Here is a 12877-nt window from a genome sequence, read left to right as displayed (position 1 = left end):
GCGCGCACGCCGGGTATCGTTGTGGGTCGTGTCCGGCATGCCCGGGCCGGTCTGTGTGCCTATGCGAGGTAGTGCCGTGCGCGCGGTCTGTGGATATCTGCAGGAGCGAGCCCCCGGCTGCCTGTGTGGGGGTACGCGACACACCCGACCTCGTGTGCACACGAGGGGCGAGTGCGGGGCAGCAGCTTTCTTGCCCCAACCGATGGATCCCTAATTTCAGAACAGCCGAGGTTGCTCGAAGTGAGCAGCTTCAGACAACGAAGAAAGCCGGTTAATGCCAACCATCAATCAGCTGGTCCGCAAGGGCCGCCGCGACAAGGCCGCCAAGGTCAAGAGCGCGGCGCTCAAGGGCAGCCCCCAGCGTCGCGGTGTGTGCACTCGCGTGTACACCACCACCCCGAAGAAGCCGAACTCGGCTCTCCGTAAGGTCGCCCGTGTGCGCCTGACCTCCCAGGTCGAGGTCACCGCCTACATCCCCGGTGAGGGCCACAACCTCCAGGAGCACTCGATGGTGCTCGTGCGTGGCGGTCGTGTGAAGGACCTCCCGGGTGTGCGCTACAAGATCATCCGCGGCTCGCTCGACACCCAGGGTGTCAAGAACCGCAAGCAGGCCCGCAGCCGCTACGGAGCGAAGAAGGAGAAGGGCTGATGCCACGTAAGGGTCCCGCTCCCAAGCGCCCGCTGATCGCCGATCCGGTCTACGGTTCGCCGCTGGTCACCCAGCTGGTCAACAAGATCCTGCTGGACGGCAAGAAGTCCACCGCCGAGCGCATCGTCTACCAGGCGCTCGAGCAGGCTCGCGAGAAGACCGGTACCGATCCGGTCGTCACCCTCAAGCGCGCGCTCGACAATGTCAAGCCCGCCCTCGAGGTCCGCAGCCGTCGCGTCGGTGGTGCCACCTACCAGGTGCCGGTCGAGGTTCGCCCCGGTCGTTCCACCACGCTCGCACTGCGCTGGCTGGTGACGTTCTCGCGTCAGCGTCGCGAGAAGACCATGGTCGAGCGGCTCGCCAACGAGCTCCTCGACGCGAGCAACGGCCTCGGCGCCTCCGTGAAGCGCCGCGAGGACACGCACAAGATGGCTGAAGCCAACAAGGCGTTCGCGCACTACCGCTGGTGAGTCGTCGCCGACCGGGAGATGCCGTCATCGCGGACCTCCCGGTCGGCTGCTCGCACAACTGTGTCGGTCCCGTAAAGGCCGGCTGACAACACAAGAACATGTGGTCCGCACCCAAGGACCGACACGAGCTACGAGCGGGGTTACCTGTGGCACAGGAAGTGCTGACCGACCTGAACAAGGTCCGCAACATCGGCATCATGGCGCACATCGATGCCGGCAAGACCACCACCACCGAGCGCATCCTCTTCTACACCGGTGTCAACTACAAGATCGGTGAGACGCACGACGGTGCCTCGACCACCGACTGGATGGAGCAGGAGAAGGAGCGTGGTATCACCATCACCTCCGCTGCTGTGACCTGCTTCTGGAACAAGAACCAGATCAACATCATCGACACCCCCGGCCACGTCGACTTCACGGTCGAGGTCGAGCGGTCGCTGCGCGTGCTCGACGGCGCGGTTGCCGTGTTCGACGGCAAGGAGGGTGTCGAGCCCCAGTCCGAGCAGGTCTGGCGGCAGGCGGCCAAGTACGACGTGCCGCGCATCTGCTTCGTCAACAAGATGGACAAGATGGGCGCGGACTTCTTCTTCACCGTGCAGACGATCATCGATCGCCTGGGCGCGAAGCCGCTGGTCCTGCAGCTCCCCATCGGTGCCGAGGATGCCTTCGACGGCGTCGTCGACCTCGTCGAGATGAAGGCGCTCACCTGGCGTGGCACCACCGACATCGGCACCGAGGCCACGGTCGAGGAGATCCCGGCGGAGCTCGCCGACAAGGCTGCCGAGTACCGCGAGAAGCTGCTCGAGACGGTCGCCGAGTCCGACGAAGAGCTCATGGAGAAGTACTTCGGCGGCGAGGAGCTCACCGTCGCCGAGATCAAGGCGGCCATCCGCAAGATGACCGTCAACTCCGAGCTCTACCCGGTGCTGTGCGGCTCCGCCTTCAAGAACAAGGGCATCCAGCCCATGCTCGACGCGGTCATCGACTACCTGCCGAACCCGCTCGACATCGGCGACGTCATCGGCCACCAGGTCGGTAACGAAGAAGAGGAACTGCGTCGTAAGCCCTCGAAGGAGGAGCCCTTCTCGGCTCTCGCCTTCAAGATCGCTGCGCACCCCTTCTTCGGCAAGCTGACCTTCGTCCGCGTGTACTCCGGCCGGATCGACTCGGGCACCCAGGTGCTCAACTCGACCAAGGGCAAGAAGGAGCGCGTCGGCAAGCTGTTCCAGATGCACGCCAACAAGGAGAACCCGGTCGACGAGGCGGTCGCTGGCCACATCTACGCGATGATCGGCCTGAAGGACACCACGACCGGCGACACCCTGTGCGCGCAGGACGCCCCGATCGTCCTCGAGTCGATGACCTTCCCGGACCCGGTCATCCAGGTCTCCATCGAGCCGAAGTCGAAGGCCGACCAGGAGAAGCTGTCGACGGCCATCCAGAAGCTCGCCGAAGAGGACCCGACCTTCTCCGTGGAACTCGACGACGAGACCGGCCAGACCGTCATCGGCGGCATGGGCGAGCTCCACCTCGATATCCTCGTCGACCGCATGAAGCGCGAGTTCAAGGTCGAGGCCAACGTCGGCAAGCCGCAGGTCGCGTACCGCGAGACGATCACCAAGCCGGTCGAGAAGCTCGAGTTCACGCACAAGAAGCAGACCGGTGGCTCGGGCCAGTTCGCAAAGGTCATCATCGGCCTCTCGCCGTTCGTCGGCGAGGACGGCGCGACCTACGAGTTCGAGAACAAGGTCACCGGCGGTCGCATCCCGCGCGAGTACATCCCGTCGGTCGACGCGGGTGCCCAGGACGCCATGCAGTACGGCGTGCTCGCCGGCTACCCGCTGGTGAACCTGAAGGTCACCCTCATCGACGGTGCGTACCACGACGTCGACTCGTCCGAAATGGCGTTCAAGATCGCCGGTTCGCAGGCACTGAAGGAAGCGGCCCGCAAGGCCGCCCCGGTGATCCTCGAGCCCCTCATGGCGGTCGAGGTCACCACGCCCGAGGACTACATGGGTGAAGTGATCGGCGACCTGAACTCCCGCCGTGGCCAGATCCAGGCCATGGAGGAACGCAGTGGTGCCCGTGTCGTGAAGGCGCTGGTTCCGCTCTCGGAGATGTTCGGTTACATCGGCGATCTGCGGTCGAAGACCCAGGGTCGTGCGAACTTCTCCATGGTGTTCGATTCCTACGCAGAGGTTCCCTCGAACGTCGCGAAGGAAATCATCGCCAAGGCGACCGGCGAGTAGCCTCCGGGTTATCCCTCGGTCACCTGCACGACCAAGTAATACAAACCGCACTGCTGCATACAGCAAGCAACAACAGTCCAGGAGGACATCCAGTGGCGAAGGCGAAGTTCGAGCGGACCAAGCCGCACGTGAACATCGGCACCATCGGTCACGTCGACCACGGCAAGACCACCACCACGGCTGCGATCACCAAGGTGCTTGCCGACAAGTTCCCCGACCTGAACGAGAGCTTCGCTTTCGATCAGATCGACAAGGCACCTGAGGAGAAGGCTCGTGGTATCACGATCAACATCTCCCACGTCGAGTACCAGACCGACAAGCGCCACTACGCGCACGTCGACGCCCCGGGTCACGCGGACTACATCAAGAACATGATCACCGGTGCCGCCCAGATGGACGGCGCGATCCTGGTCGTGGCGGCCACCGACGGCCCGATGCCCCAGACGCGTGAGCACGTGCTGCTCGCTCGCCAGGTCGGCGTTCCCTACATCCTCGTCGCCCTGAACAAGGCCGACATGGTCGACGACGAGGAAATCCTCGAGCTCGTCGAGATGGAGGTGCGCGAGCTCCTCGCTTCGCAGGAGTTCGACGAGAACGCTCCGGTCGTCCCGATCTCCGCTCTCAAGGCTCTCGAGGGTGACGAGAAGTGGGTCCAGTCGATCGTCGACCTCATGCAGGCCGTCGACGACTCCATCCCGGACCCGGTCCGTGAGACCGACAAGCCGTTCCTCATGCCCGTCGAGGACGTCTTCACCATCACGGGTCGTGGCACTGTCGTCACCGGCCGTATCGAGCGTGGCGTGATCAACGTCAACGAAGAGGTCGAGATCGTCGGCATCCGCCCCGATTCGACCAAGACCACGGTCACCGGCATCGAGATGTTCCGCAAGCTGCTCGACCAGGGCCAGGCCGGCGACAACGTCGGTCTCCTCGTCCGCGGCATCAAGCGCGAGGACGTCGAGCGTGGCCAGGTCGTCGTCAAGCCGGGCACCACGACTCCCCACACGGAGTTCGAGGGCCAGGCCTACATCCTCAACAAGGAGGAGGGCGGCCGCCACACGCCGTTCTTCAACAACTACCGCCCGCAGTTCTACTTCCGTACCACGGACGTGACGGGCGTTGTGACCCTCCCCGAGGGCACCGAGATGGTCATGCCCGGTGACAACACCGAGATGTCCGTCAAGCTGATCCAGCCGGTCGCCATGGACGAGGGCCTCCGCTTCGCGATCCGCGAGGGTGGCCGCACCGTCGGCGCCGGTCGCGTCACGAAGATCATCAAGTAGGCACCGCCTACGGGATCATCAAGTAGGCACCGCCTACGGGATCATCAAGTGAGCTAGTCCTCACTGACGCTCGAACGGCGTCCACCCTCCGGGTGGGCGCCGTTCGGCGTTTCTGGATCACAAGCGATCAGCCGACGATCTCCTTCAGCTGGTTTGCCACGGGGGTCACCGGTTCCTCCCCGTCGGCCGTCGGGATGTCGCTGTTCACGGCGGCGACGACCACGGCCCGGCGCTCGGGCAGATATCCCACGTAGGTGTTGAAACCGGGGAGTTCGCCCGTGTGGCCGAGCCAGCCGTTCTCGATACCGAGCCCGAGGCCGTAGGCGCGCGTGTCGGTCGCACCGGGGACGTCGAACAGGAACGAGTCGAGACGGAGCTGCTGCATCTCGGGGGAGAGGATGCCCTCGCCCGTCCCGAGGGCCGTGCCCCACAGTTCGAGGTCGTCGACGGTGGAGATCACCGCGCCGGCCGACCATCCCCACGACGGGTTCCAACCGGTCGCATCGGCCGTCTGCCCGTCCGGCTGTCCCTGTTCGGTGATCCCGTACAGGTGCGGTGACGCGATGGCCGCGTCGGTGGGCATCACGGTGTCGGCCATGCCCAGGGGCTCGAAGATGTTCGCCCGGAAGTACTCGTGCAGGCTCTGCCCGGAAACCTGCTCGACGACCAGCCCGAGCGCGATCGTGTTGGTGTTGGAGTACTCGAACCGCTCCCCGGGAGCGAAGTTCGGTGCGTCACCGCGTACGTAGTCGAGGAGTTCGTCCGGGGTCCACGGTGCCTCCGGATCGTCGAAGAGTTGCTGCTGGAATTCCTCGTCGAAGGTGTAGCTGGGGATGCCGCTCACCATCGAGGCCAGCTGACCTAGGGTGGCGACGTCGCCGTTCGGCAGGCCCGGCACATAGCGGCCGATCGGATCCTCCAGCGACAGGCGGTCGTCCTCCGCCAGTTGCAGTAGAGCGGTGATCGTCATCGTCTTCGTGATGCTGCCGATGCGGGTGTGGTCGTCCGGGCCGGGTTCCTCCGATCGATCCGCACCGATCGTGCCGGACGAACCGGTCCACTCGTAGTCCGGGGTGACCACGCGCGCAACGACTCCCGGAAAGCCGACTTCCTCGCGGACGCGGTCGAGCACGTCCTGGAACTCGTCGGCGGGCGCCGCGCCGGTAGCGGTCGCATCGGTCGCAGTCGCTTCGGACGTTGCGGCGAGCGGTGATTCGCTCGAGGTGTCGTTGCCGCAGGCGGCCGCGACGGTGAGGATCACGGCGGACAACACGATCGGTAGTCGACGCACAGCACTCTCCTCGGTCGAGACGACGGTGTGAGAACGACAGTGATCAGTATGTGCCGTTCGGCAGGACGTCGGGTCTGTTTTCGAACCCGGAGATGAGCGCGCCGTACACGATGCGCCGTGCGTCAGGCGCTCTCGATCGCGGCGAGGAGCATCCGCGCCGTCACCGCGATCATCCGGGTCCGATCGGATCTCCGGGGCCGCAAGAGGGCGATCCGTGAACACAGGCTCGCCGTCGCTCCCATCACGATGAACACGAGATCGTCGAGTGCTGCGTCGTCGAGATCGGGTCGCAGCCGCGCCGGGATGATGCGTCCGAGCGGCCGCAGCGGACCTTCGACCTCGGCCCACGCGAGTCCGAACTCGATCTCCTCGGAGGTGTACGACACCCGGAGCACCGCGGCGTGTTTCTCGAACGCGGCGGTGAGGCTTTCCACGACCGTCGCCATGGCGTCCTCCGGCTGCTGGTCCATCGCCCGCCCGATGGCGGTGGACAGCGAGGTGGTGATCGCGTGGACGGCGGTCATGCGGAGTTCGTCGAGCACGGCGTCGACGTCGGGGAAGTATCGGTAGACCGTCCCGATGCTCACGTGGGCGTGCTCGGCGAGTGCCGTGGTGCTGATCCGCGCGGTGGGGCTGCGCTCGAGCAACTCGTACGCAGAGATGAGGAGCAACTTGCGGGTGTCGTGACTTCGCTGCTGCACAGGACGCTTCCGAGGGATTCTGCCTGCGGTTCTGTTGCCGCGCGGGGAGCTCATGAAAAGTGAATAGTAAGTGAGGATTCCTCGTGTTTCCATGGATGCATGGAGCGACACATCCCACGTGATCTCGTCAACGCCGACCTTGCGGTGCGCCGATACGCAGATCTCGGCGAGCGCTGGCTCGACGGCATGTGGCAGGCCGACCCGCCGGCCGACGCCGTGGTGAACGACGACTTCGGTCCGAACTCCGCGACGGCTGCCGTGCGCGTCGCACTCACCCACGGTGTCGAGGCGGTCCCCGACGCACCCGAATCCCTGCGAGAGCTGTTCGCCTTCCTCGACGACGAACCCGCCTGGGTAGACCACGACCGCATCGACAACGCCGCCGACGCGCTCGTTCGGCACACGCCGATCCTCGGCATGGTGCTCGGTGCTGCCTCGCTGCTGCGCGGTGCCGGAAACTTCATCGCCGGAAAGCCTCTCGCACTGACGGGCCGCTATGTGAGTCAGCCGGCCGTGCGGTCGGTCGAGGTCGGGGAGTGGTTACGGCACGTCCTCACTCGCGGCGGAATGCGCCGCGACGGAGGCGGATTCGCGTTCACGGTGCGGGTGCGCCTGATCCACGCCCACGTGCGCAAGGGCATTCTCGCGAGCGGGGTGTGGGACGAGGACGCCTGGGGAGTGCCGATCCCGCAGTCGTACATGGCGCTCACGATGGCCGAGTTCGGGCACATCGCGGTCGAGGCGATGCAGATCCTCGGGGTGCGCTTCACCGATCGCGAACTCGACGACATCTACCACCTGTGGCGCTACGTCGGGCACGTGATCGGGATGGGCGAGGAACTGGGCCTGCGCACCGAACGCGATCACATCGCGGTCGAGGACCTGTACCGGCTCACCTCGCCCGGCCCCAGCGACGAGGACCGGGATTTCGTCACCGCGCTGACCGAGCAGTATCTCGTCCCGGAGCTGGCCAACCTGCTGCCGGGCACCGCACCGATCCGGACGACGGTCGCCCGCACGGTGATGCACTCGCTGCAGCGGGTGTTCATCGGTGACGCCGACGCCGACGCCCTGCACATCCCCGACAGCCCGCTCAAGCACGTCCTCGGACGCGTCGGGCCGCTGCTCGCGCTCGTCGACCGCGTCCAGGAATTCCGCTATCCGGACCTCGAACGCACCACGCAGCGGGCGTACAAGGTGCGCGACGTGGCGATGGACCGGATGCGCGTGGACTACAGCGTCGAGCACGACCTCGTGGACGCGGCCCGAAGCTGAGCCACCCCGGGCCGGATGGGTTCCGGCCCGGGGTGGGTGGGCTCAGTGGACATCCACAGCCGGGTCGAGATGTACCAGGACCTGCGTCGCCACGTGCGCCCCGCCGAGAGCGCGCGCGACCCGCTGGGCGGCATCCTCCGCGGCTTCCGTCAGCTCGGTGACATCGATGGTCGGGTCGGCGTGCACCACCACCGAGAGCGTCGGCAGGTGGCGTTCGACGACCGCGCGTCCGCGCACGGCCCGCACGCCCGGCAGGGCGGCGAGTTCGGCTGCCACACCGTCGACGACGGGACCGAGTTCGACACCGAGGGTCGCGTCGGTGACCTGGTCGTAGAGCTGCACGGTCGACGTGCGCCGGCGCGACAGGTTGACAGCGAGCAACGCGATGCCGAGCACGAGTCCGCCCGCGAAGACCGACCACAGGGCCGGTGTCCACCACGACTGGTCCGGGACGTCGGTCACGCGGGGACGGTCGAGACGCGAGAGTTGCTCTCGAGCTAGGGGAACCTGCCACACCCACGCCAGGGCGAATGCGCCGGCACCGGCGAGGGCGAGGCCCGCCAGGAAGGTGACGAGCCGATTCGCCAGCACGGTACGGAGTTTCACCGCGCCACCTCCACCACGAGTTCGACGGGGTCGGCGAGCGCCGCGAGGTTCGGGGCGACCGCGCCGCGCACGGACGCGGTGATCTCGTCGACCGGTGTCTCGTCCTCGATCGAGATGCGCACCACGGCACGGCGACGGTCGACGACCGTGCGGGCCGTGCGCACGCCGGTGAGCGCGGACGCGTGGGCGCTGCACATGCGTGCGACGTCCGTGCGCCGCATCCACACCGTGGGCACCGGCCCCGCGACCTGCAGCGGCACATGCGTCCGGCGGCGGGGTTTGAGGGCGACGACGATCAGGACGATCCCGAGGACGAGGCAGACGCCCGCGACGGGTGCGAGCCAGGTGTGCCAGTGCAGACGGCCGAACCACTCGAAGGAGTTGCGCAGCCACGGGGCACCGCCGTACGTCCCGTTGACGATGAGCAGTTCCCGGGCGGCGACGAACGACAGGGCGAGCGCCGCGATCGCCACGATCGCGGCGGCGGGTGCGGCCGCGGGCGGCGCCAGCGGTGGCAGGGGAGCGACGGTGGGGATGTCGGGATGCGGAGTGGTCCGCGCCGCGACGATGTCGGATTCCAGGTACTCGACGGGTGGCTGCGCCTCGTCGGTCTCGCCGTCCTCGACGAGCGCGGTCGCGACGATGAGCACGTTGAGTTCGCTGATCCGCATGCCCGTCAGGTCGTTCAGCTGGCGTTCGACCGCGTCGTGGACCCGGCGGGTGAGCATCGCCGCGTCGTACGGCCATTCGGCGGCGATGTAGAGATTCACCGCGACGGCCTTCGCGCCGGTGGTGACGTCGGCCCGGGGCAGGTCGCGGCCGGTGAGACGCAGGATCCCACCTCCGCTGTGCCGCACCACACCGGGAACGCCGAGCGCGGCAGCCGCGGCGATGCGTTCGATCGCACGGTCCTTGACGACAAGGCTGCCGCGTTCGCCCGGGGGAACGACCCCGGTCCCGGTGTCGTCGGATGTCCCGACGTCGGACGCGGTGGGATCAGCCACGGCCCCGACTCCTCAACAGGGCGCCGAGGTCGAGGTGGCCGTCGCGATGGGCGCCGATCGCGGCACCGAGCGCGCCGAGCAGCACGGCGAACAGCAGACCGCTGAACCCGCCGATGATGCCGGCGAGGGCCAGGAGCAGCCCCGCGAGGAGTCCGACGACGGTGTTGCTGACGGGTGTGTGGTTCACGATGGGGCTCCTTCTCGTTCACCGGCGTGGACATCTTCGATGGTCACTTGGACGGGGACGTCCACCAGCGGGGACACCCGGACGCGGACGGCGTCGGCGACGGCCGGGAGATCGGCGGGGATCCGCACGACGATGTGCACCGCGCACAGCTGATCGGTCAGCCGCACACCTTCGACCCGTCGGCCGGGCAGATAGGTGGCGACCTCCCCGAATGCGCCGCGGTGCAGACCCACGACGCCGGGAACGGACAGCGCAGCGTCCGCCACCAGGTCGGCCGCATTCGCCTGCGCTGCTGATCCGGGGTTCACTGCACGCGGGGTTTGGCGTCGTCGGTGAGGGCCGCGGCCTCTTCGTGGAGCATCACGTCGAAGACCGTGATGTTGACCTCGGTGACCTCGAGTCCCGTCATGCGTTCGACCGCAGCGATGACGTTGTGCCGGATGGCGACGGCGAGTTCGTGCAGCGCGACGCCGTATTCGGCGACGATGCCGATGTCGATCGCGGCCTGACGTTCACCGACCTCGACGGCGACACCCTGTCCGTGGTTGATGCGCGCACCGGGGATGCGGTCGCGCAGTGCGCCCACGACGCGGGCGGTGCCGGCGCCCACCTCGATGACGCCGCTGATCTCGCGGGTCGCGAGCCCCGCGATCTTGGCCACCACCGCGTCCGCGATGATCGTGCGGCCCTGCGGGTCGGCGGATCCGGAGGAGGTTCCGGCGCCGAACTGTATGCGGCTGATACCTGCGCCGCTGTCGCTGGTCATGAGGGGCTCCCAGGTAGGTGTACCGGTCGTGTTCCGTGCTCGATCCTGTGCTGGATCCCATTGTCCTCACGGTGCCTCGAACTCTAACGGCCGACGTAGGTCTGTCGCCCGTCGTCGCTGTTTGGTAAGAACGTGGGACGCGGAGTGGGATGCATCACTACCGCGCGGCACGCGCATGCGTGTCACAACAGACGAAGCGAAGGATGGGCCGAGGGTGTCGAACGAGCGGGAGACCGAGAGTACGCCGGAGCGCGTCGTGGTCGTGGGCGCCGGCCTGGCGGCGGTGCGTACCGCCGAAGAGCTGCGCCGGGCCGGATACGAGGGCGAACTCGTGCTCGTCGGCGACGAGACGCACCTGCCCTACGACCGCCCGCCCCTGTCGAAGGAGGTCCTGCGCGGCGACCGCGACGACACGACTCTTCGGCCGAGCGAGTTCTTCGGCGACAACCGCATCGAGTTGATGCTCGGTGCCGCGGCTCGCTCGGTCGACACCGCGTCGCGCATCCTCACGCTCAGCGACGGCACCGAACTCGGCTACGACGAACTCGTCGTCGCCACGGGTCTGCGGCCCCGCCGCATCCCCGGTCTGCCGGATCTGGCGGGGGTCCACGTCCTGCGGTCGCTCGAGGACAGCCGCGCCCTGCGCGAGGCGATCGTTCCGGGTGCCCGCGCGCTCGTCGTCGGTGCCGGGTTCATCGGGTGCGAGGTCGCGGCGAGCCTGCGGGCGCGCGAGGTGGAGGTCGTGCTGGTCGAACCGCAGCCCACCCCGCTCGCATCGGTGCTCGGTGCCGAGGTCGGTGCTCTGGTCACCCGCCTGCACACCGCCGAGGGCGTCGACGTGCGTGCCGGCGTCGGATTGTCGGAGATCCGCGGCGACGGCCGTGTCACCTCCGCCGTCCTCGGCGACGGCCGTGTCACCTCCGCCGTCCTCGGCGACGGCAGCGAGATCGACGTCGACCTCGTCGTGCTGGGCATCGGTTCGATCCCGGCCACCGAGTGGCTCGAGGGATCGGGTGTCGAAGTCGAGAACGGTGTCGTGTGCGACGGCACGGGCCGCACCTCCACCCCGCACGTGTGGGCCGTCGGCGATGTCGCGTCCTGGCAGGTACCGGCTGGTGGGCGCAGGCGCATCGAGCACTGGACGAACGCCGGCGAGCAGGCATCCGTCCTGGCGAAGACCATCATGGGCGTCGAGGCCGGGGCCGCCGCACAGGTGCCCTACTTCTGGAGCGACCAGTACGACATCAAGATCCAGGGCCTCGGTGCGGTCACCGCCGACGACACGGTGCACGTCGTGCGCGACGACGGCCGCAAGTTCCTCGCGTACTACGAGCGCGACGGCAGGTTCGTCGGCGCTGTGGGCGGCGGCCTGCCCGCGCTGGTCATGAAGTCGCGCGCGAAGATCGCTGCGGGCGCCCCGATCGACGAGCTGCTCACGGCGGCGGTCTAGGGGAGTGAGCTGCGCGCCGGAACGACCGCCGTCGGGCCGGCCGTGCGCGACCCGCTAGATTCGTAGGGTGATCGTTGCGCTCATCGACTCGGGTCTCGGGCTGTTGCCGACGTCCGCGTGGCTGCGACGGTTGCGTCCCGATCTCGACCTCATGTTGTCGACGGATCCCGACGGTGCCCCGTGGGGCCCGAAGTCTCCGGACTGGGTGATCGACCGGGTCGTCACCACCGCCCGTCGCGCCGTCGCCCGGGGCGCCGAGGTGGTCGTGCTCCCATGCAACACCGCATCGGTGACCGCCCTCGAACACGTCCGGGCCGATCTCGGTCCGGCGGTGCCCGTGGTGGGCACGGTCCCCGCGGTCAAGCCCGCGGCCGCGGCGTGCGATTCGGTGGCGATCTGGGCCACCGCGGCGACCACCGCGAGCAGGTACCAGGCGAATCTGATCGACCAGTTCGCGAACGGGTCCGAGGTCGTCGGCGTGGCGTGTCACGGACTTGCCGACGCCATCGATGCGGGTGATCGGGTGGCCGTCGCCGCAGCGGTCGCCTCCGCGGCCGAGCGCACCCCTCGGGATGTCCAGGGTGTGGTTCTCGGTTGCACCCACTATCCGCTTGTCGCCGACACCATCATCGAACACCTGCCGGCCGGAGTGCGCCTGTTCGACAGCGCCGAGGCCGTCGCACGGCAGACGCTGCGCCGGATCGATGCGCTCGGGCGACCCGCCTCGGGTTCGGGCCGTGTCGAAGTCTTCCGCAGCGGTGTGCCCGGAGAGTTGCCGCTGGCAGCGACGGTCTTCGCTGCCGGTCGCGCCCTGCTCGCGGCGCCCGGCGACATGCGGGACGAGGACGTCGAGGACGCCACCTCCCTCTGAGTGTCCGAGCCGTCGGGTGGATGGCCGGAGGAATACTTCGTCGAGCGAAGTATGTTGGTGAAGGGGTGTTCACCA

14 protein-coding genes are annotated in these 12877 nt (G+C 67.7%); 7 read left to right on the top strand and 7 right to left on the bottom strand.

Annotated elements, in window-relative coordinates; genetic code table 11:
- Positions 1–274 precede the first annotated feature (274 nt).
- From rpsL to tuf, 4 genes are all read left to right on the top strand, one after another.
- Positions 275–649 (top strand): 30S ribosomal protein S12, encoded by a 375-nt coding sequence (gene rpsL / locus K3M35_RS10660; protein WP_006552258.1) that lies wholly within the window; start codon positions 275–277, stop codon positions 647–649.
- Positions 649–1119 (top strand): 30S ribosomal protein S7, encoded by a 471-nt coding sequence (gene rpsG, locus K3M35_RS10655; protein ID WP_006552257.1) that lies wholly within the window; start codon positions 649–651, stop codon positions 1117–1119. Before rpsL ends, rpsG begins: the two co-directional genes overlap by 1 nt.
- A 146-nt stretch (positions 1120–1265) precedes the next feature.
- Positions 1266–3368 carry an elongation factor G gene (fusA, locus tag K3M35_RS10650; RefSeq protein WP_220666398.1) on the top strand — a complete coding sequence of 701 codons (2103 nt, stop codon included), beginning with the start codon at positions 1266–1268 and terminating at the stop codon, positions 3366–3368.
- Between the two features lie 92 nt (positions 3369–3460).
- A complete protein-coding gene (gene tuf, locus K3M35_RS10645; RefSeq protein WP_064060461.1) occupies positions 3461–4651 on the top strand; it encodes an elongation factor Tu in 1191 nt (396 codons plus the stop codon).
- A 127-nt stretch (positions 4652–4778) separates the two neighbouring features.
- On the opposite strand, the gene K3M35_RS10640 is transcribed toward tuf, so the two are convergent.
- Together K3M35_RS10640 and K3M35_RS10635 are read right to left on the bottom strand one after the other, a co-directional pair.
- A complete protein-coding gene (locus K3M35_RS10640; protein ID WP_121208909.1) occupies positions 4779–5942 on the bottom strand; it encodes a serine hydrolase in 1164 nt (387 codons plus the stop codon).
- 122 nt (positions 5943–6064) lie between these two features.
- Complete coding sequence (locus tag K3M35_RS10635) at positions 6065–6643, bottom strand: TetR/AcrR family transcriptional regulator (RefSeq protein WP_006552253.1); 579 nt, start codon at positions 6641–6643, stop codon at positions 6065–6067.
- A gap of 99 nt (positions 6644–6742) precedes the next feature.
- Here K3M35_RS10635 and K3M35_RS10630 point away from each other — a divergent pair, with 99 nt between their 5' ends.
- A complete protein-coding gene (locus K3M35_RS10630; RefSeq protein ID WP_039585351.1) occupies positions 6743–7918 on the top strand; it encodes an oxygenase MpaB family protein in 1176 nt (391 codons plus the stop codon).
- A 42-nt stretch (positions 7919–7960) separates the two neighbouring features.
- Here the strand turns inward: K3M35_RS10630 and K3M35_RS10625 are convergent, their stop codons facing one another.
- The 5 genes from K3M35_RS10625 to K3M35_RS10605 are packed head-to-tail and all read right to left on the bottom strand — an operon-like array spanning position 7961 to position 10481.
- Complete coding sequence (locus K3M35_RS10625; RefSeq protein WP_006552251.1) at positions 7961–8524, bottom strand: hypothetical protein; 564 nt, start codon at positions 8522–8524, stop codon at positions 7961–7963.
- Positions 8521–9528: a DUF6286 domain-containing Asp23/Gls24 family envelope stress response protein gene (locus K3M35_RS10620; protein ID WP_006552249.1), complete on the bottom strand. Its 1008-nt coding sequence runs from the start codon at positions 9526–9528 to the stop codon at positions 8521–8523. Before K3M35_RS10620 ends, K3M35_RS10625 begins: the two co-directional genes overlap by 4 nt.
- Positions 9521–9715: a hypothetical protein gene (locus K3M35_RS10615; protein WP_006552248.1), complete on the bottom strand. Its 195-nt coding sequence runs from the start codon at positions 9713–9715 to the stop codon at positions 9521–9523. Before K3M35_RS10615 ends, K3M35_RS10620 begins: the two co-directional genes overlap by 8 nt.
- Complete coding sequence (locus K3M35_RS10610) at positions 9712–10023, bottom strand: hypothetical protein (protein WP_006552247.1); 312 nt, start codon at positions 10021–10023, stop codon at positions 9712–9714. The genes K3M35_RS10615 and K3M35_RS10610 overlap by 4 nt, the downstream gene beginning before the upstream one ends.
- Positions 10020–10481 (bottom strand): Asp23/Gls24 family envelope stress response protein, encoded by a 462-nt coding sequence (locus tag K3M35_RS10605; protein WP_006552246.1) that lies wholly within the window; start codon positions 10479–10481, stop codon positions 10020–10022. The genes K3M35_RS10610 and K3M35_RS10605 overlap by 4 nt, the downstream gene beginning before the upstream one ends.
- Positions 10482–10695: 214 nt before the next feature.
- On the opposite strand from K3M35_RS10605, the gene K3M35_RS10600 reads away from it, so the two are divergent.
- Positions 10696–11931, top strand: a complete 1236-nt coding sequence (locus tag K3M35_RS10600; RefSeq protein ID WP_039585347.1) for an NAD(P)/FAD-dependent oxidoreductase — start codon at positions 10696–10698, stop codon at positions 11929–11931.
- A gap of 67 nt (positions 11932–11998) precedes the next feature.
- On the top strand, positions 11999–12802 hold the full coding sequence (locus K3M35_RS10595) for a glutamate racemase (protein ID WP_006552244.1): 804 nt from the start codon (positions 11999–12001) through the stop codon (positions 12800–12802).
- Positions 12803–12877: the final 75 nt, after the last annotated feature.

Source organism: Rhodococcus sp. DMU2021 (genome assembly GCF_019641445.1).
Taxonomy (GTDB): Bacteria; Actinomycetota; Actinomycetes; order Mycobacteriales; family Mycobacteriaceae; genus Rhodococcus; species Rhodococcus pyridinivorans.
The sequence above is the reverse complement of the archived record's forward strand: the minus strand, read 5'-3'. Positions and strand labels throughout refer to the sequence as shown.

Coding starts and splice junctions, on each gene's coding strand:
- K3M35_RS10630 (WP_039585351.1), top strand. CDS start 6,743: ATGGAGCGACACATCCCACGTGATCTCGTCAACGCCGACCTTGCGGTG.
- rpsL (WP_006552258.1), top strand. CDS start 275: ATGCCAACCATCAATCAGCTGGTCCGCAAGGGCCGCCGCGACAAGGCC.
- K3M35_RS10605 (WP_006552246.1), bottom strand. CDS start 10,481: ATGACCAGCGACAGCGGCGCAGGTATCAGCCGCATACAGTTCGGCGCC.
- rpsG (WP_006552257.1), top strand. CDS start 649: ATGCCACGTAAGGGTCCCGCTCCCAAGCGCCCGCTGATCGCCGATCCG.